17 protein-coding genes are annotated in these 21,070 nt (G+C 67.3%); 9 read left to right on the top strand and 8 right to left on the bottom strand.

Annotation, left to right across the window (positions count from 1 at the left end; translation table 11 throughout):
* Positions 1-42: 42 nt before the first annotated feature.
* A complete protein-coding gene (locus J2X52_RS04430) occupies positions 43-2,415 on the top strand; it encodes a 3-hydroxyacyl-CoA dehydrogenase/enoyl-CoA hydratase family protein (protein WP_310149299.1) in 2,373 nt (790 codons plus the stop codon).
* Positions 2,416-2,506: 91 nt separating this feature from the next.
* A complete protein-coding gene (locus J2X52_RS04425; protein ID WP_310149297.1) occupies positions 2,507-3,712 on the top strand; it encodes an acetyl-CoA C-acyltransferase in 1,206 nt (401 codons plus the stop codon).
* A gap of 150 nt (positions 3,713-3,862) precedes the next feature.
* Here J2X52_RS04425 and J2X52_RS04420 read toward each other — a convergent pair whose 3' ends face one another.
* Both J2X52_RS04420 and J2X52_RS04415 read right to left on the bottom strand, forming a co-directional pair.
* Positions 3,863-4,540: an OmpA family protein gene (locus tag J2X52_RS04420; RefSeq protein WP_310149295.1), complete on the bottom strand. Its 678-nt coding sequence runs from the start codon at positions 4,538-4,540 to the stop codon at positions 3,863-3,865.
* Between the two features lie 790 nt (positions 4,541-5,330).
* Complete coding sequence (locus J2X52_RS04415; RefSeq protein ID WP_310149293.1) at positions 5,331-6,746, bottom strand: deoxyribodipyrimidine photo-lyase; 1,416 nt, start codon at positions 6,744-6,746, stop codon at positions 5,331-5,333.
* Positions 6,747-6,941: 195 nt separating this feature from the next.
* Between J2X52_RS04415 and J2X52_RS04410 the strand changes: the two genes are divergently transcribed.
* A complete protein-coding gene (locus J2X52_RS04410) occupies positions 6,942-7,382 on the top strand; it encodes a SufE family protein (protein ID WP_310149291.1) in 441 nt (146 codons plus the stop codon).
* Positions 7,379-8,647: an MFS transporter gene (locus tag J2X52_RS04405; RefSeq protein ID WP_310149289.1), complete on the top strand. Its 1,269-nt coding sequence runs from the start codon at positions 7,379-7,381 to the stop codon at positions 8,645-8,647. Before J2X52_RS04410 ends, J2X52_RS04405 begins: the two co-directional genes overlap by 4 nt.
* 173 nt (positions 8,648-8,820) lie before the next feature.
* On the opposite strand, the gene dksA is transcribed toward J2X52_RS04405, so the two are convergent.
* On the bottom strand, positions 8,821-9,810 hold the full coding sequence (gene dksA, locus J2X52_RS04400) for an RNA polymerase-binding protein DksA (protein WP_310149288.1): 990 nt from the start codon (positions 9,808-9,810) through the stop codon (positions 8,821-8,823).
* A gap of 112 nt (positions 9,811-9,922) precedes the next feature.
* On the opposite strand from dksA, the gene yidD reads away from it, so the two are divergent.
* From yidD to J2X52_RS04375, 5 genes are all read left to right on the top strand, one after another.
* The gene (gene yidD, locus J2X52_RS04395; RefSeq protein WP_310149285.1) at positions 9,923-10,159 is read left to right on the top strand and encodes a membrane protein insertion efficiency factor YidD; all 237 of its coding nucleotides are present in this window, start codon (positions 9,923-9,925) and stop codon (positions 10,157-10,159) included.
* Positions 10,156-11,505: a dihydroorotase gene (locus tag J2X52_RS04390; RefSeq protein ID WP_310149282.1), complete on the top strand. Its 1,350-nt coding sequence runs from the start codon at positions 10,156-10,158 to the stop codon at positions 11,503-11,505. Before yidD ends, J2X52_RS04390 begins: the two co-directional genes overlap by 4 nt.
* 126 nt (positions 11,506-11,631) lie before the next feature.
* The gene (locus J2X52_RS04385) at positions 11,632-12,417 is read left to right on the top strand and encodes a M23 family metallopeptidase (RefSeq protein WP_310150259.1); all 786 of its coding nucleotides are present in this window, start codon (positions 11,632-11,634) and stop codon (positions 12,415-12,417) included.
* 10 nt (positions 12,418-12,427) lie between these two features.
* Entirely contained in the window at positions 12,428-12,832 is a 405-nt protein-coding gene (locus tag J2X52_RS04380) for a hypothetical protein (RefSeq protein ID WP_310149278.1), read from the top strand.
* A gap of 78 nt (positions 12,833-12,910) precedes the next feature.
* Complete coding sequence (locus tag J2X52_RS04375) at positions 12,911-16,339, top strand: autotransporter domain-containing protein (protein WP_310149273.1); 3,429 nt, start codon at positions 12,911-12,913, stop codon at positions 16,337-16,339.
* Positions 16,340-16,595: 256 nt separating this feature from the next.
* Here the strand turns inward: J2X52_RS04375 and folE2 are convergent, their stop codons facing one another.
* From folE2 to J2X52_RS04350, 5 genes are all read right to left on the bottom strand, one after another.
* Complete coding sequence (gene folE2 / locus J2X52_RS04370; protein ID WP_310149271.1) at positions 16,596-17,510, bottom strand: GTP cyclohydrolase FolE2; 915 nt, start codon at positions 17,508-17,510, stop codon at positions 16,596-16,598.
* 139 nt (positions 17,511-17,649) lie between these two features.
* Complete coding sequence (locus tag J2X52_RS04365) at positions 17,650-18,324, bottom strand: phytoene/squalene synthase family protein (RefSeq protein WP_310149267.1); 675 nt, start codon at positions 18,322-18,324, stop codon at positions 17,650-17,652.
* On the bottom strand, positions 18,321-19,007 hold the full coding sequence (locus tag J2X52_RS04360; protein WP_310149264.1) for a phosphoglycolate phosphatase: 687 nt from the start codon (positions 19,005-19,007) through the stop codon (positions 18,321-18,323). The genes J2X52_RS04365 and J2X52_RS04360 overlap by 4 nt, the downstream gene beginning before the upstream one ends.
* Entirely contained in the window at positions 19,004-19,714 is a 711-nt protein-coding gene (gene ubiG, locus J2X52_RS04355; protein ID WP_310149261.1) for a bifunctional 2-polyprenyl-6-hydroxyphenol methylase/3-demethylubiquinol 3-O-methyltransferase UbiG, read from the bottom strand. The genes J2X52_RS04360 and ubiG overlap by 4 nt, the downstream gene beginning before the upstream one ends.
* 10 nt (positions 19,715-19,724) lie before the next feature.
* Positions 19,725-21,068: a TRZ/ATZ family hydrolase gene (locus J2X52_RS04350; protein WP_310149258.1), complete on the bottom strand. Its 1,344-nt coding sequence runs from the start codon at positions 21,066-21,068 to the stop codon at positions 19,725-19,727.
* Positions 21,069-21,070: the final 2 nt, after the last annotated feature.

The following is a 21,070-nucleotide window of genomic DNA, read 5'->3' as shown; positions in this document are numbered from 1 at the left end:
CGGCCAAGGCCGGGTTTCTTTCGAAACAAAGGGATGGAGCAAATGTCTGAGAAACTGCTTGTACGTCGCGCCGCGGTTCTGGGTGCGGGTGTCATGGGCGCGCAGATCGCCGCGCATCTGACCAACGCCGGGATCGACACGGTCCTGTTCGACCTGCCGGCCAAGGAGGGCGACAAGGACGGTGTGGTACGCAAAGCACTCGCGAACCTGGCCAAGCTGAGCCCCGCCCCGCTGAGCAGCAAGTCGCTGGCCGAATCCATCGTCCCGGCGAACTACGAAACCGGCCTGGCCGAGCTCGAAAGCTGCGACCTGATCATCGAGGCGATCGCCGAGAAGATGGACTGGAAGCAGGACCTCTACCGCAAGATCGCGCCGCACGTGCCGTCGCACGCGGTGCTGGCCAGCAACACCTCGGGCTTGGGAATCAATGCCTTGGCCGATGTTCTTCCCGAAGAACTGCGTCACCGTTTCTGCGGCGTGCATTTCTTCAACCCGCCGCGCTACATGCATCTGGCCGAGCTGATCCCGGCGAAGACCACCGACAAGTCGGTGCTCGAAGGTCTCGAAGCGTTCCTGACCACCCAGCTCGGCAAGGGCGTGGTCTACGCCAAGGACACGCCGAACTTCATCGGCAACCGGATCGGTGTGTTCTCGATCCTGTCGACGATCCATCACACCCAGGAATCGAAGCTTGGCTTCGACGAGGTCGACGCGCTGACCGGGCCCCTGCTCGGCCGTCCGAAGTCGGCGACCTACCGCACCTCGGACGTGGTGGGCCTGGACACGATGTCGCACGTCATCAAGACGATGGCCGACACCCTGCCCGAGGATCCCTGGCACGAGTACTTCGCATCACCCAAATGGCTGACCGCGCTGATCGACAAGGGCGCGCTGGGCCAGAAGACCGGCGCCGGCATCTTCCGCAAGGCCGGCAAGGACATCCTCGTTCTCGATCTGGAGAAGCAGGACTACCGCGCTTCGGACCGCAAGGCCGCCGACGAGGTCGTCGCGATCCTCAAGACCAAGGACCCGGCCGAGCGCATGGCGCAGCTGCGCGCCAGCGAACATCCGCAGGCGCAGTTCGTCTGGGCGATCCTGCGCGACCTGTTCCACTACAGCGCCGTGCACCTGGAAGACATCGCCGAGACCGCGCGCGACGTGGACCTGGCGATCCGCTGGGGTTACGGCTGGCAGCAGGGTCCGTTCGAACTATGGCAGGCCGCGGGCTGGAAGCAGGTCGCCGACTGGATCGCCGAGGACATCGTCGCCGGCAAGACCATGAGCAGCGCGCCGCTGCCCGACTGGGTATTCGACGGCCGCGAGGGTGTGCACGCCGCCGAAGGCAGCTACAGCCCGGCGAAGAATGCCAAGCTGCCGCGCTCGGCGCTGCCGGTGTATCGCCGCCAGCGCTTCCCGGATCCGCTGCTGGGTGAGCGTTTCGAGACGGGCGAGACCGTCTACGAGAACGATGGCATCCGTCTGTGGACCGACGGCGACGACATCGGCGTGATCAGTTTCAAGACCAAGATGCACACGGTCTCCGACCACGTGCTCGACGGTATCCAGGAAGCGATCGGCATCAGTGAACAGAAGTTCAAGGGCGTGGTGATCTGGCAGCCGAAGGAGCCGTTCTCGGCCGGTGCCGATCTCGCCGGCGCGCTCGGCTTGCTGCAGGCCGGCAAGGTCGATGCGTTCGAGGCCATGGTCGAGAACTTCCAGAAGACCAGCCAGCGCATCAAGTCCTCGCTGGTCCCCGTGGTCGCAGCCGTCCGCGGTCTGGCGCTGGGCGGTGGCTGCGAGTTCCAGATGCACAGCGCGCGCACCGTGGCGCATCTCGAAAGTTATATCGGCCTGGTCGAGGCCGGCGTCGGCCTGTTGCCGGCCGGTGGCGGCCTGAAGGAGTTGGCAGTGCGGGCGTCCGAAGCCGCGGGTCCGAATGGCGATGTGTTCGCCGAGTTGAAGAAGACCTTCGAGACCATCGCGATGGCCAAGGTGTCGAACTCGGCGGTCAATGCCAAGGAACTCGGCCTGCTGCGCGCCGACGACATCGTGACCTTCAACGCATTCGAACTGCTGCACGTCGCGCGTCAGCAGGCATCCGCGCTGGCGGAAGCCGGCTATCGCCCGCCGCTGCCCGCGCGCGCGATTCGCGTTGCGGGTGACGTCGGCATCGCCACGTTCAAGATGCTGCTGGTCAACATGCTCGAAGGCCGTTTCGTCAGCGAATACGACTACGAGATCGCCGAGCGCATCGCCACCGTGCTGTGCGGCGGCGACGTGGACCGCAACGCGGTCGTCGACGAGGACTGGCTGATCCGTCTGGAGCGCAAGCACTTCGTCGAGCTCGCCCAGCAGGAGAAGACCCAGGCGCGCATCGGCCACATGCTCAAGACCGGCAAGCCGCTTCGGAACTAGTGAGGACGTCAGGCGCGCAGTGCGCGCGAAGTGTCAGTCGAGGCAACCCGGCTGACGCCCTCACCCCCTCACTCAATTACGAGAACATTCCATGAGCAAGCAGATCCAGGACGCCTACATCGTCGCCGCCACCCGCACCCCGGTGGGCAAGGCGCCGAAGGGCGTGTTCCGCAACACCCGTCCCGATGACATGCTGGCGCACGTGCTCAAGGCCGTCGTCGCGCAGGCGCCGGGTATCGACGTCAACCGCATCGACGATGCCGTGATCGGCTGCGCGATGCCCGAGGGCGAGCAAGGCATGAACGTGGCACGCATCGGCGTGCTGCTGGCCGGCCTGCCCGACACCGTCGCCGCGCAGACGGTCAACCGCTTCTGTTCGTCCGGCCTGCAGGCGCTGGCGCTGGCCGCCAACGAGATCCGCCTCGGCAATGCCGACCTGATGCTCGCCGGTGGCACCGAGTCGATGTCGATGGTGCCGATGATGGGCAACAAGGTCGCGCTCTCACCGAGCGTGTTCAAGGACGACCACGTCGCGATCGCTTACGGCATGGGCATCACCGCCGAGAAGGTCGCCGAAGAATGGAAGGTCTCGCGCGAGGACCAGGACGCGTTCGCCCTCGCCTCGCACCAGAAGGCGATCGCCGCGATCGAGGCCGGCGAGTTCAAGGACGAGATCAGCCCTTACGAGATCGTCTCGCACCAGCCCGACCTCGCCGGCAATGCGGTGCGTCTGCGCAAGCTGCTGGTCGACACAGATGAAGGTCCGCGTCAGGACTCGTCCATCGAAGGTCTGACCAAGCTGCGTCCGGTGTTCCGCAACGGCCAGTTCGGCGGCTCGGTGACGGCCGGCAACAGCTCGCAGATGAGCGACGGCGCCGCCGGCATCCTGCTGGCCTCGGGCCGCGCGGTGCAGGACTACGGTCTGAAGCCGCTGGCGCGTTTTGTCAGCTTCGCCGTTGCCGGCGTGCGTCCGGACGTGATGGGCATCGGTCCGATCGCGGCGATTCCGAAGGCGCTGGCGCAGGCCGGGTTGACGCTCGACGACATCGACTGGATCGAACTCAATGAGGCCTTCGCCGCGCAGGCGCTGGCGGTGATCCGCGACAGCGGCCTCGACCCGTCCAAGGTCAATCCGCTGGGCGGCGCGATCGCGCTGGGCCATCCGCTGGGCGCGACCGGTGCGATCCGCACCGCGACGATCGTCCACGGCATGCGCCGTCGCAAGAAGCGCTACGGTCTGGTGACGATGTGTATCGGTACCGGCATGGGCGCAGCGGGTGTGATCGAAGCGCTCTGAGGTGCCCCGCTTCCTGTAGGAGCGCGCTCGCGCGCGATAGGGCTCTCCTTGTCGACCTGTCCCGGTAAAGCGTTTCGCGCGCAAGCGCTCTCCTACAGAACAAAAAAGCCCCGGCATTGCCGGGGCTTTTTCGTTAGACGCTGGAACTGATTACGACTGCAGCGGAATCACGCGGATCTCGACGCGGCGGTTCAGCGCGCGGCCCTGATCCGTGCTGTTGTCGGCGATGGGACGGGTCTTGCCGAAGCCAACGATCTCGAAGCGCTGGCGCAGCAGGCCCTGGCCGATCAGGTAGTTGCCCACCGAGTCGGCGCGCTGCTGCGACAGACGCTGGTTGACGGCGTCCGAACCGACGCTGTCGGTGTGACCCGAGATCTCGACGATCGTCTGGTCGTACTCGGCCAGCGTGCGCGCAACATTATTGAGCGCCGGGTAGAACTGCGACTTCAGATCGGCCTTGCCGAAGTCGAAAGTCACGCCATCGGGCAGGTTGAGCTTGATGACGTCGCCATCGCGATCGACCTGGATACCGGTGCCCTGGGTCTGACGACGCAGTTCGGCTTCCTGACGATCCTGATAGACGCCGACCGCGCCGCCGGCGAGGCCACCGACGCCGGCACCGACCATCGCGCGCTGACGACGTTCGGTCGCATCACCGCCACTAAGCAGTCCGGCGACAGCGCCGATGCCTGCGCCGATCAGCGCATTGTTGCGGGTGCGGTTCGGATCGTCCGGTGCACTAGTCTGGCCGGTGTAGGTGGCGCAGCTCGACAGCAGCAAGGTGCTGGCAAGTGCGGTCGTGAGGCCTGCGGTGGTGAGTCTACGCATGATGTCGGTCTCCTGGTGTGGCGCGGGCGATGGTGCCCGGAACCTCGAATCGGAGCCGAAACTAGCGTGTTCAGAATGCACAGAGGGTGACGGGCTGACGCCCCAGACGGACATTGTTCAGCGCGCGCGCAGCTACAGCGACGACACGGCCCGGCATTGCCCCTGCGACGTGCGAGTGGGGCTGCGCGCCCCCCGTGCCATCGGCCTCGAACAGGCTTGGCGGCCAGATCGCCGCCGACCGACCACAACGGGGCTAGCTGAGCCACACCCGCATCTGCACCGGCCCGAAAGCGATAGGGTTCAGCGATGGATGCGCGGCCCGTGATGAACCACGTGGCCTCGATCAGATGGCACTGCAGCGCGGTGTGCCGGGACCGCGTAACGGACGCTTGCCCGTCGATAACGGTCTGGAGCATCCACGTGCGTGTATGCGCTGCCGCCGCAACCGGGGACCCGGCGATACCGCGCGCCGCTTGGAACAGTCGAACTCGAAGCGACCGTCTTCGTTGGGGTCGCGCTGTTCGCGGGGCCGACGGCTTTTCGGGGAACTGCGCGCAGTCGATCCATCGCTCGGATAGCGTGCGAGGGGTCTACGGGCCTCCATTCGGCGTAAGCCCGCAGGGCCGCGATCCCCGCCGGTCTGGCGTGGCAGCCACGCGCGGCCATGCGGTATCGACGCGCGTTCCTGGCGTGCGGCGCCGACGCTTGCGGTGTGCAGTCGAGCACTCCCACGCAATCCCCTCGACTGTCAGACGAGGGAGTGGAGCACGCGACCGGCACAGCCGACGCGTCAGCGAGAGGTCTGGTACGCGGTGAGCGCAGCCTCCCGACCCGCCGCCAGATCGACAATCGGTGCACGCGGATAGTCGGGTGCGACGGACTTCAGCAGGTCCGGATCGGTCCACGGACTGAAACGCAGCGGGACTGGCAGCCCGGCAAGCTCCGGCACCCAGCGCGCGATGTAGCTGCCTTCGGGATCGAACTTCTGCGCCTGCGTGACCGGATTGAACACGCGGAAATACGGCGAAGCGTCCGCGCCGGTACCGCCGATCCATTGCCAGCCCAGCGTGTTGTTGGCGAGATCGGCGTCGACCAATGTGTCCCAGAACCAGTGCGCACCTTCGCGCCAGTGGATGCGCATGTGCTTGCACAGCCAGCTGCCGACGATCATGCGCACGCGGTTGTGCATCCAGCCGACGTGCCAGAGCTCGCGCAGACCGGCGTCGACGATCGGGACGCCGGTGCGCCCCTGCCGCCAGGCATCGAGCGCGGCCGGTTCCGCGCGCGCCCACGGGAACCGCTTGAAGCGCGGATTGAAATCCTGCTCCGGCGTCTTCGGGAAATGGTGCAGCAGGTGATGCGCGAACTCGCGCCAGCCGAGTTCGCGTACGTAGGCATCGATGTCCGGCGCAGTAGCCGCGGTGCGCTCGGCCTCGAGCGCGGCGACGACGCGCCAGGGCGCGATCTCGCCGAAATGCAGATGCGGCGACAGGCGCGAGGTGCCGGCCTGGTCGGGACGATCACGGCTCGCGCGATAGCCGCGCAAGGCGCCGTCGACGAAGACCTCCAGCGCTTCGCGGGCGCCGGCCTCGCCCGGGTCCCAGAGCGTCCAGAAACCGGTGTCCCAATCCAGCGTCGGCGCCAGCTGCAGGTCGTCGAGTGCGACGCCCGACGGCCCGGCGTCCACGGCGGGCAACGTGCGCGGCGCCTCCCAGGTCTCGGGCAGATGCAGTTCGGTCAGCGCCTTGCGCCAGAAGGGGGTGAACACCTTGTACGGCCCGCCCTGCCCGGTCTGCAGCGACCAGGGCTCGAGCATCAGCGCGCCGTTGTAGCTTTCGGCGCGGATGCCGGATTCGCGCAGATCGCGTTTGATTCCGGTGTCACGCGCTTCGATCGCGGGGTCGTAGCGCCGGTTCCAGAACACCGCCCCGGCCTCGCAGGTGTCGACCAGCGTTTCGAGTGTCGCGTGGCTGGGGCCATGGAACAGGCGCAGACGGCTGCCGCGCTTGCGCAGCTCGGCGTCCAACGCGGACAGCGAGCGGTGACGCCAGGCGTTCGAGGCCGCGCCCGGCGCCCAGTCACCCTCTTCGTCGGGTGCATGGATGTACACGCAGACAGGCGCGAGCCCCGCATCCAGTGCGGCACGCAGCGCCGGGTTGTCGTCGAGTCGCAGGTCGTTCCGGAACCAGACGATCGCGTTTGCCACAGCGCTTCCCCTTGCGCCAAACCGCGGCGGACTTTCCATGAATACGCGTGAGGATCGTGAGAAAGCGGTGTCCCGTAAAAACCGGCGAACGTGGAAACAGGCGCCCGCCGGCCACCGGCAGCGGTGTGTTCGGGATGGATCGGTCACAATATCCGGCTTGCGAACGCGCGTCCGCGTCTGAGAGTCGATTCCCCCGTGACTGCCTCCCCCTTTCCCCTCGAAGCCAGCCCCGCCGATGCCCAGCGCGCCATCGCCGAAGAATTCGCCTTCTTCGGCGACTGGTCCGAGCGCTACCAGTATCTGATCGATCTTGGCCGCAAGCTGCCCGAGTTTCCCGATGCGCTGAAGACCGAAGAACACCGCCTGCATGGCTGCCAGTCAATGGTCTGGATCGTCGCTTCCGGCGACGCCGACCGTCTCGACTTTGCTGCCGCCAGCGATTCGGCGATCGTCTCGGGCCTGATCTACCTGGCCCTGCGCGTGTATGGGGGCCGCAGCGCCCGTGAGATAGTCAACACCGATGCCGACTACATCGGCGACATCGGCCTGGCGAAACATCTGTCACCGACCCGCAACAACGGCCTGGCTGCCCTGCTCGCCTTCATCCGCGACCGCGCGCAGCGTGCGCTGGCGTGAGCACCGCGCCACCGCCGGAGCCCGACGAATCGGGCGCTGGCGATTCCAGTCGCGCGGCGCCGCTGCGCAACCGCAACTTCCGGGCCCTGCTGGGCTACCGCATCTTCACGATCCTGTCGTACCAGATCGTCGCGGTCACAGCCGGCTGGCACATCTACGCCGAAACCGGCAATCCGTGGATGCTCGGCCTGATCGGCCTGGCCGAAGTGCTGCCCTACTTCTGCGTCGCGCCGTTCGCCGGTTATCTGGTCGACCATTTGCCGCGGCGCAAGCTCGGCATGGTGGCCGCCGCGGGTCTGGCGATCACGCCGCTGCTGCTGGCACTGCTGACCTCGGGACTGATCGCCGGCAGCGTCTGGCTGCTGTATCTGCCGATCATGCTGACGGGCATGGTCCGCGCGTTTCTCGGACCGGTGTACAACGCGCTGTTCGCCCGCGTGCTGCCACGGGACCAGTTCGTGCGCGGCGCGAGCCTGGGCAGCATCGTATTCCAGAGCGCGCTGGTGCTCGGCCCTGCAATCGGCGGCCTGCTGATCAAGCCACTCGGCATTCCCGGCGTCTTCCTGCTGGCGTCGATCTTCGCACTTGTAGTGATCGTGTTCCTGGGGCGCATGGACGTCACCGAGCCTGCGCAGCAATTGCAGCGCGAACCCGTCTTCGCCAGCATCGCCGAGGGCGCGCGCTTCGTGTTCGGCCACCAGATCCTCCTCGCGGCGCTGGCGCTCGACATGTTCGCGGTGCTGTTCGGTGGTGCGATCTCGCTGGCGCCGGCCTTCATCCACGACATCCTCGACTACGGTCCCGAAGGCCTCGGCATCCTGCGCAGCGCACCGGCGCTGGGCTCGGTGGCGATGGGCATCTGGCTGGCGCGCAATCCGATCCAGCGCAACGCGGGCCGCTTCCTGCTGGTCGCGGTTGCCGGCTTTGGCCTGTGCATGGTCGGCTTCGGCCTGTCGACGGCCTTCTGGCTGTCGGCGTTCTTCCTGTTGCTGTCGGGCATGTTCGACGGCGTGTCGGTCGTCATGCGCTCGACGATCATGCAGCTCTCGACACCGGACCACATGCGTGGGCGGGTGTCGTCGATCAATGGCCTGTTCGTCGGCTCGTCGAACGAGATCGGCGCGTTCTACATGGGCTCAATGGCGCGCCTGCTCGGCTTGGTGCCGGCGGTCGTGATCGGCGGCTTCGTGACGATGGGCGTGGTCGCGACCACTGCGTGGCGTGCGCCGAAGCTGCGTCGGCTGGATCTGCGGGAGCTGACGTGAATACCTGAGCTCGGGATTGGGGATGGGGGAAGCTCGCCGCGCGCACGAAAAAGCCCGCCAACGGCGGGCTTTTTCTGCAGGGAGTGGGGGCGTGATCGCGATCCGCTCTTTCGAATCCCGAATCACGGTTTTCAACAGCCGAACGGCTGGTCATCCCCACTCACGGCTTTAGATCAATCCCCCATCTGCTTCTGCATATGTTCCCAGCGTTCCTGCTCGTCGATCGTACGCTCGGCGGTCAGACGTGCTTCGAGACGGTCGAGACCGATCTCTTCGCCCGAATCCACGCTGTACCCGTACTCACCCTCGTCGACGCGCTTGAGCGTGCTGTCGATCTTGCCGATCAGCTTGCGGTAGCGGTCACGCGTGCGCAGTTCGAGCGAGTTCTCGGTTTCGCGGGTCGCGCGTTCGGCTTCATCGCCGACGTCACGGACTTCGTCCTTGAGATTCTCGATCGTCTGCTTGGATTCTTCGACCAGGTCCGCACGCCAGTTCTGCAGGCGCTGGCGGAAGTACTCGAGCTGCAACGCACTCATGTACTCCTCGTCGGCGCTGGGCTTGTAGCCCTGCGGAAGGATGGGACGACCTGTTTCTGCATCGGTCTTGTACTGCACGACCTTCACCTTTGTTCTGGGCGCCGGCTCTTGCTGGCGCGCAACGCCCGCGACGGCGACTTTGCCGACCGGACGTGGACGCTTCGTGGGAGTGGATGCCGGCACCGGCTTCGGCGCGGCGGCTTTCGCCGGAGCGGAGGCCTTCTTCGGGGCTTCCGTCTTCGGGGCGGCAGCGGACGTGTCGGCGATCGACTTGGCCGGTGCCGCCTTCTTCGCGACGGGCTTGGTCACCGCTGCGGGAGCAGCGGCCTTCGGCTTCGTCGCAGGCTGGGTGGCCACGGCTTTCGCCGGGGCTGCCTTCGCCGTTTTCTGTGCAGGCACGCTCTTGGCAGCAGGCTTGGGCGGCGCTGATTTCTTCGCGGGTGCCTTGACCGGCGCCTTCTTCGCAACCGACTTGGCGGGCGCGGCCTTGGCGACGGCCTTCTTCGGGGCCGGTGCCTTTTTGGCGGGTGGCTTGGTGACGGGGGCAGCCTTCTTCCCGACGGCGGCCTTCGCGGCGGGCTTTGCGGCCTTCTTGACGGCCTTCTTTGCGGGTTTCTTGACTGCCACGTGCTGCGTTCCTTGTCATTCCCTTGGGCGGGGAAGCGGCGTGTTATACCCTGCATGCCCCTGCAGCGGCAACCGTCCTGACTACCGTGTTCATCGCCCCCGCCGACCTGCCGTGATCGCGCGCCTGCTCATCTTCCTGCTGCAGGGCTACAAGCGCTTCATCAGCCCCCTGCTCGGCCCGCGCTGCCGCTTCCATCCCAGCTGCTCGTCGTACGCGATGGTGGCCATCGCCCGCTTCGGTGTACTGCGCGGTGGCTGGCTCGCCCTGCGCCGCCTGTCGCGCTGCCATCCCCTGCATCCGGGCGGAAACGACCCCGTGCCGATGCCGAACCTGGACTCCAAGTCATGACCTCGACCCTGATCCGCAACGCCCGTCTCGTCAACGAAGGCCGCATCTTCGACGGCGACCTGCGCATTGCCGACGGCCGCATCGCCGCGATCGGCGGCGACCTCGCCGCACGCGATGGCGACACCATCGTCGATGCCGCCGGCCGCTGGCTGCTGCCCGGCATGATCGACGACCAGGTGCATTTCCGTGAGCCGGGCATGGAACACAAGGCCGACATGGCGACCGAATCGGCCGCGGCCGTTGCCGGCGGCCTGACCAGTTTCATGGACATGCCCAACACCAGCCCGCCGACGCTCAGCGCCGACGTGCTGCAGGACAAGTACGACCGCGCCGCCGGTCGCGCCCGCGCGAACTACGGCTTCTACATGGGCGCCAGCAACGACAACCTCGATCACGTGCGTCGCATCGACCCGCTGACCACGCCGGGCGTGAAGGTGTTCATGGGTGCATCGACCGGCAACATGCTCGTCGACAATCCAGAGACGCTCGACGGCATCTTCCGCGAGACCCCGGTGCCGATCATCACGCACTGCGAAGACACGCCGACGATCGACGCGATCCAGCGCGAATACGTGGCGAAGTACGGCGACGATATTCCGGCCGAATGTCACCCCGACATCCGCTCGCGCGAGGCCTGCATGAAGTCGACGCAGCTGGCGCTGTCGCTGGCGCGCCGCCATGACACGCGTCTGCACGTGCTGCACATCTCGACCGCCGAGGAACTGGCGCTGTTCGAGGCAGGCCCGCTGCTCGACGCTGCCGGTCGCCTGCGCAAGCGCATCACCGCCGAGACCTGCATCCACTTCCTGCGCTTCGACCGCGCCGATTACGCGCGTCTGGGCCACAAGATCAAGTGCAATCCGGCAATCAAGGATGCGTCCGACCGCGAGGCGCTGCTGCGCGCGTTGGCCGACGATGTCATCGATGTGCTGGCGACCGACCACGCGCCGCATCTGCTCAGCGAAAAGGAGAATCCCTACACGCGTGCGCCAAGCGGCCTTCCACTGGTGCAGTTCGCGCTCAGCGCGGCGCTGGAATGCGTGCACGAAGGTCATTTCGACATCACCCGCGTGGTGCAGAAGTTCGCACATGCGCCGGCCCAGCTGTTCGATGTCGCCGAACGCGGCTTCCTTCGCGAGGGTTACTTCGCCGATCTGGTGATGGTGGAGGACACGCCGTTCACCGTGACGCGCGAGCAGGTGCTGTCGAAGTGCGGCTGGTCGCCGTTCGAGGGCACGACGTTCCGCTCGCGCATCGCCTCGACGTGGGTCAACGGTCGTCTCGCATGGGACGGCACGCAGCTGGTCGGCGAAGCGGCCGGTCAACGCCTCGCGTTCGCACGCTGATTCGTCGACGGGACACCGTGTCTTCATCGCCGGGTACGTAGCGTGCCCGACGCATTCCCTTCCTGCCCGGACCACCGCATGCCCCTGCTCCGCCGTTTGCCGCTCGCGTGTTTTCTGATCCTCGCAATGCTTGTGTGCGCAGCACCGCTGGCGGCGCAGGAGGCGGCTGACGTGCGGTTTCCGGCGCAGGTGCAACAGGGCAGCCTGGTGATTGGGAAGGTGCCGGCCGGCAGCCGGGTGCAGTACCGCGACCGCGCGCTGCGCGTCAGCGGCTATGGCACCGTGGTACTCGGCGTCGGGCGCGACGAGACCGGCCCCGTGCAACTCGAAGTCACGCGCCCTGACGGCAGCCGCCAGTCGGCATCGATCGCGATCACGCCACGCGACTGGCCGGTCGAGCGCGTCAACGGCGTGCCGCCCGCCACGGTGAATCCGCCGGCGGCGATCGCCGAGCGCATTCGCCGCGAACAGGCGCAGGTCACCGAAGCGCGCGTACGCGACGACGACCGCGTTGATTTCGGCAACGGCTTCATCCGCCCGGTCGAAGGTCGCATCAGTGGACGCTTCGGCCGCGCGCGTTCGTACAACGGACAGCCAGGTTCACCGCATTCGGGCATGGATATCGCCGCGCCGACCGGCACACCGGTCAAGGCGCCGGCTGCCGGCATCGTCACGTTCGCCGGACCAGATCTCTATCTGACTGGCGGCACGCTGCTGCTCGATCATGGCCACGGCGTGAGTTCGAACTTCCTGCACCTGTCGCGCATCGACGCGAAAGTGGGCGATCGCGTCGAACAGGGTCAGGTGATCGGCGCCGTCGGCGCAACGGGCCGAGCGACCGGGCCGCATCTGCACTGGGGCATGAACTGGCTGGATGTACGGGTGGATCCGCAGCTGGTGCTTGAGCGCTGAGCGCGTTGTCATGCGCGATGTCGCCCGCACGCCGCCTCGCCCACTTGCCTCACCGCTGCGCCGTCTGTGCGCATGGTGGTTCGTGTTGGCGACCGCGGGCTGCGCCAGCGTGACCGCCATGGACGCACAGCGTCCGGACAGGTCTGACGCCGTCTCCACGCGCGCCGCCGGCAGTGAAGTTGCGCAAAGTGCTGTCCGAGTCCCCTCGACGGTGCCGGCGCTTGCGACGCTGCACGGGCGCGCGCCGCCAGCCAGCATTGTCGAAACCGATTCGCAGCGTTTGACCGTCGGTGATGACGGACGATTCGAACTCAAAGCGCCTGCCGAGGGCACGTGGACAATCCGTGTGCGGCGCCCTGCGCCGCTGACGCCACTCCGCTTCAATGTCGTCGTGATCGGCGGACAACCCGACTGACATAAGTCCGGCATGCGGTTAGGATCGATGAACGCCGGCTGATGAGCACGGCGTTCATCACTCACAGGGACAGTCCGCATGAATTCACGCAACACCTCCATTTCCGCGCGCCCGCACCGTCTTGCGCGCACGCCACTCGCGCTGGCGATCACCGGTGGCCTTCTGATGACGGCCGCATTCGGAAGCGCGCATGCGTCTGAAATTGAATCGGACAGCGCGGTCGCCAGCGTCATTCGTGAGGCCTTCGATGCAACCCCACGTTCGACGCCGCTGCCCAGGCGCCCGCTTGCCGCGCAGGATTTCAGCCGGCGCTGGCAGCGCAGCGCACCTGCGACTGCAGCCGCCAGCCAGGCAGGCGCCCAGCCCGCTGCTGATGTGCCGGCGTCGCCGTCCGATCCTCAGTCATGGATCACCGAAGAGTTCCAGGCCGACTGGGGTCTTGAGGTCATCAACGCCCACCATGCGTATGCGCGCGGCCTGACCGGCGCGGGCGTCCGCCTCGGCCTGCTCGACTCGGGCGCGGGCTTCGACCATCCCGAATTCGCGGGCAAGGACCACCGCTCGATCACGATGGCCGACGTCCTCGAAGACGGCACCCTGTGCAATAACACCAGTGCGATTGCGGGGCCCGATGCCTGTTTTTATTCCGAAGGCGACCAGGTCGCGATCGACGGCGAGTATTACGACCCGGCACTGGCCGCGTTCTTCCCCAACCCGGCGAACAATTTCCTCTGGGGCAATACGTTCTTCGATTTCAACAGCCACGGCACGCATGTCGCCGGCACGATCGCGGCCAACCGGGATGGCAGCGGCATGCACGGCGTCGCCTTCGGCGCGGACCTGAGCTCGGCGCGTCTGTTCAACGACAGCCTGACGTTCGTCGATCTGCCGTGCATTCTGCTCAACCAGTGCGAAACGTACGGCACATCGGCCGGCAGCACCGCCTTCGCCCAGATGTACGACCAGGCGATCGACCACGGCGTGCGCGCGATGAACCACAGCTGGGGCTACACCTATACGGCGTACACCCCGGAGGAGGCCGCGCTCTACCACGAACTGCTGATGACGATCCCGTCGATTGCAGCCACGTTCGAGGAAATGGCGGACGCATCGCGGCGTTCCGGCATGATCCAGGTCGTGGCCGCCGGCAACAGCGGCGTCAATGCATCGCCGGCGGCGAGCCCGCAGGCCGCGGCGCCGGCCACCCTGCCGGCGATCTTCGCCGACATCGAGCAGTACTGGGTCAGCGTCGTGAACCTCAACGAAGCGGGCGTGCTGAGCGACCGCTCGATGAAGTGCGGCGTCTCGGCCCAGTGGTGCATCACGGCGCCAGGCAGCTTCATCACCTCGACCGTCTTCGACAGCGATCTGGTGCAGGGCGACTGGTTCGTCGACGAGGCAGGCAACCTGCGCTACGAGTTCGACAGTCGCGAAGGCCTGCCGGGCTTTGCCGACTACTCGGGCACGTCCATGGCCGCGCCTCATGTCACCGGCGCACTGGGCCTGCTGTTCGAACGTTTCCCCTACCTGCAGGGTTACCAGGTACGCGACGTGATGCTGACCACCGCCACCGACCTCGGTGCGGCGGGCGTTGATGAGATCTACGGCTGGGGCCTGCTGAACCTGGAAGCGGCCATCGAGGGCTACGGCTCGCTGCGCGTGGACACCGACGTGGTGATGGATGTGGCAGCCGGCGGTCGCAAGGTCTGGGAAGGCGACGCCTGGGACATGTGGAGCAACGACATCAGTGGTCCGGGGCGCCTCGGTTTCCACTCGAATGTCGGCGGCTGGCTGCGCCTGGATGGCGACAACAGCTTCAACGGCGCCAGCGTTACCGGCGGCACCCTCGAACTGCGCGGCCGCAACACCCTGACCGACGACGTGGTGGTGTCGGGCGGGCGCCTGCTGATCGATGCACAGGGCAGCCTGGTCGGTAGCGCCCTCACCGTTCGCGGGACACAAGGCGGCACGACGGGCGGCGTAGCCATCGTCAACGGCAGCGTGACCGGTGCGCCCACGCGCGTCGAAGCCGGCGGCCTGCTCGGCGGCAGCGGCACCCTCGGCGACACCTGGGTGGCGGGCACCATCGCACCGGGCAACTCGATCGGCACGCTCACCATCGACGGTGATTACACCCATGCCGCGGGCGCGACCCTGGTCGCCGAAATGCAGCCACCGGACCAGTCTGATCTGCTCGAGGTGACCGGTTCGGCGACCCTGCTCGGCGGCACCCTGCTCGCGCGCCAACTGCCGGGTACGTTCCTGCTCGGACAGGAGTACAGGATCCTCTCGGCAGCCGGGGGCATCACCGGCACATTCGACACTGTCGACACCGGTGCACTCTCGCCCTTCCTGTCGCTTTCGATGCTCTACGGCGCGAACGCGCTCGATGTCGGCGTGGTGCGTGGCGCAGCGCTTTCGACTGCGGCCCAGAGCGACAACCAGTGGGCGGTCGCCAATGCCGTCGACGCACTTCCCGACAGCAACGGCCTGCTCGTCCCGATCACCCTCCTCAGCGCCGCTGCGGCGCCACGCGCGTTCGACCAGCTCTCGGGCGAGGTGCATGCGAGTGCGCAGCAGGTGCTGATCGACAGTGGTCGTCTGGTCCGCGATGCCGCACTCGCCCGCGCAGCCGCAGGCACCGACGGCTTCGGCGGACAGCGCGACGCGGATGCGAACTCGGGCGCCTGGGTGGAAGTGCATCGCCAGGGCGGGCACATCGCAAATGACGGCAGTGCTGCGCGCACGCAGTACAACGGCTCCGCAGCCCTGGCCGGCATCGACCGGCAGTTCGAAGGCGGATGGCGCCTGGGCGTGTTCGGTGGTGTCGGCAGCACCGATTTCGATGTGCGCGATCGCAGTTCGAAGGGCGACGCCGATACGCGCCATGTCGGCATCTACGGCAGCCAGACCTGGAGCGGATTCAGCGTGCGCGCAGGCTATACGCACGCATGGCATGAGCTCGACGTCCAGCGCGACATCAGCTTCGCCGGCTTCGCCGACGGCGTGCATGGCCGCTACGACGCGGACAGCTGGCAGGCGTTCGCCGAGGTCGGCTATCGCCTCGGCGCCGGCGCCTGGGAGTTCGAGCCTTACCTGCAGTACGCCCATGTCGAGCTCGACACCGATGGCTTCACCGAGGATGGCGGCGCGGCTGCGTTGCGCGGACGCGATGCCAACACGCGTGTCGACCTGGCCACGGCGGGCGTCCGGCTCGCGGTCAACCTGAGCGGCACGGCCCAGGAGCAGAGCTGGCTGAGCCTGCGCGGCAACCTGGGTTACCGCTACGCAGGCGGCAATCAGGCGCGGGCCACGGAACTGTCCTTCAATGGCAACCAGTGGTACGGCGTCCGCAGCCCGGTCATCCGGGACGAGGCCATGCTGGTCGAACTGGGTCTGGCAGCCCGGACGTCGGCCAACAGCATGCTGGAATTCGGTTACAGCGGCGCGCTGTCGGATGAAGCGCGTGACCACGGCGCCAACGCCCGGTTCTCCGTGCAATTCTGAGGATCGGTCGCGTTCCAGACGAAGGGCGGCTCCGGCCGCCCTTCTTTTTTTCAAGTGTCGCTCGTCGTGTGGCGCACGCGTCGCGCAATCCAGAACAAGACAGCGCGAGCATCTGCGTCAGGGCGGGCCCGTGTGCTGGAACCCAGACTGCCAGCCGGGTGCCCCCACTTCCGTTGGCCTGGAAATGAAACGTCACGAACACGTGGGATCTGCGGCGCAAGGGCCGCTGCGCTGAAGGCAGCGCCGCAACCGTACTTTAAGGCCCGCTCACCCGCGCCACCGCGTCATGCGCGTGCAGGCTTTCGAAGTGCGAGACCTTGGCGTCGAAGTTCGCGACACGCGGGTCGGCCGACAGCGCTGCAGCGACGCGACGGGCGGCGTCTTCGCAGAACATCAGGTTCTCGGCATTCAGACTGGCGAAGGCCTGCTCGTCCTCGCGCTTGACCGCGGTCTGCACCGGCGTGCCGAGCGCGTGCTCGAGCGCGTCGACGACCGCCAGGATCGGAAACGTCTCGACATCCGGCGCCAGCGTCAGGCGCACGTCAGCGCGGCTGCGCTGGGCGTGCGGGGTTGCGGCGAGGCCGCGCGGCGATTCCAGCCAGTCACGCACGACGTCGTAGCCGACAGCATCGGGCGTGAAGTCGCTAGCGAAGCGTGCGGCATTGAGTTGCCGCGACAGCGCGGCGGATGCCGGACAGGTGCTCGAATATTCGACCGACAGCGACAGCGTCAGCGCCAGGCCATCAGGGCCGAGCACCGCATCGATCTCGACCGGGTAGGTCTTCCAGCCGCTATGCGCGCTGGCCAGCGCCGCACGGCGTAGCAGCTGACCGTAGCGCAGGGTCAGTTGCACGCGATCGGCGAGACCGCGCTGCGACTCGATGCAGTCGCGCAGCACGCGCGCGAGTGTTTCGCGATCGAGCACCTGGCTCGACAGCGCGTCCTGCAGATGCAGGTACAGGCGCGACATATGGATGCCACGCGCGTTTGGATCGATCAGGTTGACGCCGATGTCGGCCGAGGCCGGCACCGTGACCGAACCGCCATGGGAATCCTCGATGCGCAGCGGCAATGCGATATTGCCCATGCCCACCCAGTCCAGCAGGCGCGCGGCCTGGGCCTGGTCGCCGGCGACGTCGGGGAGGCGGTCGGTGGAAGATGCGATGCTCAAGACGGGACTCGTGGCATGGGGCGGGAATGAGGCGACGGGCGCCGGTTCTCGGCGCCCGTCGTGGGTGGCCAGTCTACCGGCTCGTCCGCATCGACCCCCGCAACGCTGCGTTTCCGCGGCCGTGGGGCGCAGCCGATGTTCAGCGCAGACGCGCAGCCCGCCAGCTCGACCACAGCACGCGCGGCCCGGGCACAGGACGACTCACGCCGTCGCGCGCCAGCACGCGCAAACGGGCGCCGAGAATCGCGTCCCCGATCCGTCGCGGCCGGGTGCCGTCGCCTGGGACGCGCCAGTCGGCCAGTAATTGCGCAGCGAGTGCCTGATCGGTGCGCACCAACGCCTGCATCGCCAGCAGCGGCGCGGCGTCGATACGGCCATCGCCGCTGCCGCGACTGCCATCGCCGAACAGGCGCGATTCGCAGGCCGCGATCGCCAGCGCAAGATCCTGCAACTGCGCGAGATTGCGCGCGGTGTCGGCGGGATGCTCGCGGGTCGCAGGTAGAAGACGCAGCGCCAGGGCGAGTGTCTGCCACGGTGCATCCACGCGTTGCAGCTGCGCGCCCAGCGGATGCCGTCGCGCGCCCTTGGCCCAGCCCTGCAGTTCGTCCTGCCACCACGCGAGTTTCGCGAGCCCCGGCGTCGCATCGGTGCCGGCCCAGGCCGCATCGCACAACTCGTCGAGCAGCGAGAACCACGGCGCAGCGCGGTCGCGTTGCGCCGGCGCAACGAAGGCCATACCGATGCGCCATTCCGGCCAACGCGCCTGCCACTTGCCGACGAAATCCTCGTCACCCGATTGCATCGCCGCGCTCATCGCTGCGGCCAGCCGGCGGGATCGACCAGTGCCTGCACCGCGTCCAGCATCACGTCGCCCTGCCAGGCGACCGGATCATCGTCGTCGAGCCGATAGCCCCACAAGGCCACCACCGACGGCATGCCCGCTGCGCGCGCGGCCGTGATGTCGCGCGCATCGTCACCGACATAGACGCAGTCTGCCGGCGCGATGCCGATCGACTCCGCGGCGCGCAGCAGCGGTAGCGGATGCGGCTTGCGTTCGGCCAGGGTGTCGCCGCCGATCAGCACCGCGCAGCGGTCCTGCCAGCCGAGCTGCGGCAGGATCTGCGCCGCCAGGTATTCCGGCTTGTTGGTGACGATGCCCCACGGCGTGCCGGCGGCTTCAAGCGCGGCCAGCATCGCTTCGACGCCGTCGAACAGCACGCTATGGCGACCGAGTTCCTCGGCGTAGACCGCAAGAAACTCCGGCACCAGCCCGGCCACGCCTTCGGTATCGAGCTCGGGAAACGCGACCGAGGCCATCGCGCGTGCGCCGCGCGAGACCACGGGCCGGATCTCGGACAGCGTCAGAGGCGGACGATCGCGGCTCGCGCGCATCCGGTTGACGGTCGCGAGCATGTCCGGCGCGCTGTCGAGCAGCGTGCCATCGAGATCGAACAATGCGCCGGCCGGGAACCGGGCGGCAGGACTCGAATCGCTCACTGCGGTTTCCGCGCCCAGGCCAGGTAGTTCACGTCGGTGCGCGGAATCAGCCGCGCGCCGTTGCGCCACGGCTCGTACATCAGGCCGGTGACATCCTGTAGTTCAAGCCCGGCTTCACGCAACCAGCCGCCGAGTTCCGACGGCTTGATGAAGGCGGCGTACTGGTGGGTGCCGCGCGGCAGCAGGCGCGCCACGTATTCGGCGCCGACGATCGCCAACGCGAACGCGGCCGGCGTGCGATTGAGCGTGGACACGAACAGCGAGCCGCCCGGCTTGAGCAGGGTGGCGCAGGCTTTCAGGATCGCGGCCGGGTCCGGCACATGCTCGAGCATTTCCATGCAGGTCACCGCATCGAAGCTGCCCGGCTGTTCGGCGGCGAGCGCCTCGACCGACTGCACGCGGTAATCGACCTGCACGCCGCTCTCCAGCCCGTGCAGCTTCGCGACCTTGACCAGATCCTCGGCCAGATCGATCGCGGTCACGCGCGCACTGCGCTTCGCCATGGCCTCGCTGAGCAGGCCACCGCCGCACCCCACGTCAAGGATGCGCGCATCGTCGAGGCGGGTGCGTTCGCGCACGTAGTCCAGCCGCACCGGATTGAGCGCATGCAGCGCCTTCTGCGGGCCGTCGGCATCCCACCAGCGGTTGGCGAGCGCGCCGAACTTGTCGAGTTCGGCCTGGTGGAAGTTGTCGCGTGCTGCGGTCATTGCGGTGTCCTCATGCGCCGTTGCGCAACGTGGCGATGCGCGCGCGCCATTGACGCGCGTTCGCGGTGATGGCGTCGAGATCGAAGCCGATCAGGGTCCGCGACTGCAGCTTGGGCTGGCCGGCGATCCACACATCGCCGACCTGGTGGCGGCCGGTCGCGTAGACCAGCTGCGAGACCACGTGATGCAGCGGCTGGGTTTCGATCGGCGACAGGTCGACGCAGATCAGATCGGCCTGCTTGCCCGGCTCGATCGAGCCGATGCGATCACCGAAGCCCACCGCCTTCGCGCCGCCGAGCGTCGCCGCGCGCAATGCCGTGAACGCATCGAAGCCGGCAGCATCGTTCGCGACCGCCTTGGCCAGGATTGCCGCGGTGCGGGTCTCGCCGAACATGTCGAGATCGTTGTTGCTGGCCACGCCGTCGGTGCCGATCGCGATGTTCACGCCCGCGCGTTCCAGCGCGCACGCCGGGCAGAAGCCCGACGCCAGCTTGAGATTGGATTCGGGGCAATGCACCACGCTGACGCCGCGTTCGGCGCACAAGTGGATCTCGGCGTCGGTCAGCTGGGTCATGTGCACCGCGATCAGGCGGTCGTTGACCAGACCGAGACGATCGAGACGCGCGATCGGCCGCTGGCCGTGCTCGTCGATCGACTGCTGCACTTCCTGCGCGGTCTCGTGCAGATGCAGGTGCACCGGCAGATCCAGCTGGTCGGCGAGCATGCGCACGCGCTCAAAGTTCGCGTCGTTGACCGTGTACGGCGCATGCGGCGCGAACGCCATCGAGATCAGCGGATCGTCGCGCCACTGGTCGTGGACTTCACCAGCGCGTTCGAAGTACTCGTCGTCGCTGGATGCCCACGCGGTCGGAAAATCGATGACCGGCAGGCCGACACGCGCGCGGAAGCCGTGACGCTTGTAGACCGCGGCCTGCACGTCCGGGAAGAAGTAGTTCTCGTTGACGCAGGTGGTGCCACCGCGAATCATTTCGGCCAGCGCCAGGGTCACGCCGTCGGCGACGAACTCGGGGCCGATCACCGCGCCTTCGATCGGCCAGATGTGCTCCTGCAGCCAGACCTTGAGCGGCAGGTCGTCGGCGATGCCGCGCAGCAGGGTCATCGGGTTGTGGGTGTGCGCGTTGACCAGCCCGGGCAGCAGCGCCGACTGCGGACGCGAGACCGTTTCCGTCGGCGCGAAACGCTGACGCGCCTCGGCGATCGGCAATACCGCCACGATGACGCCGCGATGGACCGCGACGGCGTGGTCGTCGAGCACGACCGCGTGTGGTTCGACCGGCACCACGTGGGCGGCTTCGATCAACAGGTCGATGGATTGCGGGGCGGCATCATGCATGT

Origin of the sequence: Luteimonas sp. 3794 (assembly GCF_031456825.1) — a bacterium.
In the GTDB taxonomy this organism is placed as follows: Bacteria; Pseudomonadota; Gammaproteobacteria; order Xanthomonadales; family Xanthomonadaceae; genus Luteimonas.
The sequence above is the reverse complement of the archived record's forward strand: the minus strand, read 5'-3'. Positions and strand labels throughout refer to the sequence as shown.

Excerpts from the sequence above, each read along its gene's own strand:
- J2X52_RS04430 (WP_310149299.1), top strand. The coding sequence starts at position 43 with ATGTCTGAGAAACTGCTTGTACGTCGCGCCGCGGTTCTGGGTGCGGGT.
- J2X52_RS04425 (WP_310149297.1), top strand. The coding sequence starts at position 2,507 with ATGAGCAAGCAGATCCAGGACGCCTACATCGTCGCCGCCACCCGCACC.
- J2X52_RS04420 (WP_310149295.1), bottom strand. The coding sequence starts at position 4,540 with ATGCGTAGACTCACCACCGCAGGCCTCACGACCGCACTTGCCAGCACC.
- J2X52_RS04390 (WP_310149282.1), top strand. The coding sequence starts at position 10,156 with ATGACCTCGACCCTGATCCGCAACGCCCGTCTCGTCAACGAAGGCCGC.
- J2X52_RS04385 (WP_310150259.1), top strand. The coding sequence starts at position 11,632 with ATGCTTGTGTGCGCAGCACCGCTGGCGGCGCAGGAGGCGGCTGACGTG.
- J2X52_RS04380 (WP_310149278.1), top strand. The coding sequence starts at position 12,428 with ATGCGCGATGTCGCCCGCACGCCGCCTCGCCCACTTGCCTCACCGCTG.
- J2X52_RS04375 (WP_310149273.1), top strand. The coding sequence starts at position 12,911 with ATGAATTCACGCAACACCTCCATTTCCGCGCGCCCGCACCGTCTTGCG.
- J2X52_RS04365 (WP_310149267.1), bottom strand. The coding sequence starts at position 18,324 with ATGAGCGCGGCGATGCAATCGGGTGACGAGGATTTCGTCGGCAAGTGG.
- ubiG (WP_310149261.1), bottom strand. The coding sequence starts at position 19,714 with ATGACCGCAGCACGCGACAACTTCCACCAGGCCGAACTCGACAAGTTC.
- J2X52_RS04350 (WP_310149258.1), bottom strand. The coding sequence starts at position 21,068 with ATGCATGATGCCGCCCCGCAATCCATCGACCTGTTGATCGAAGCCGCC.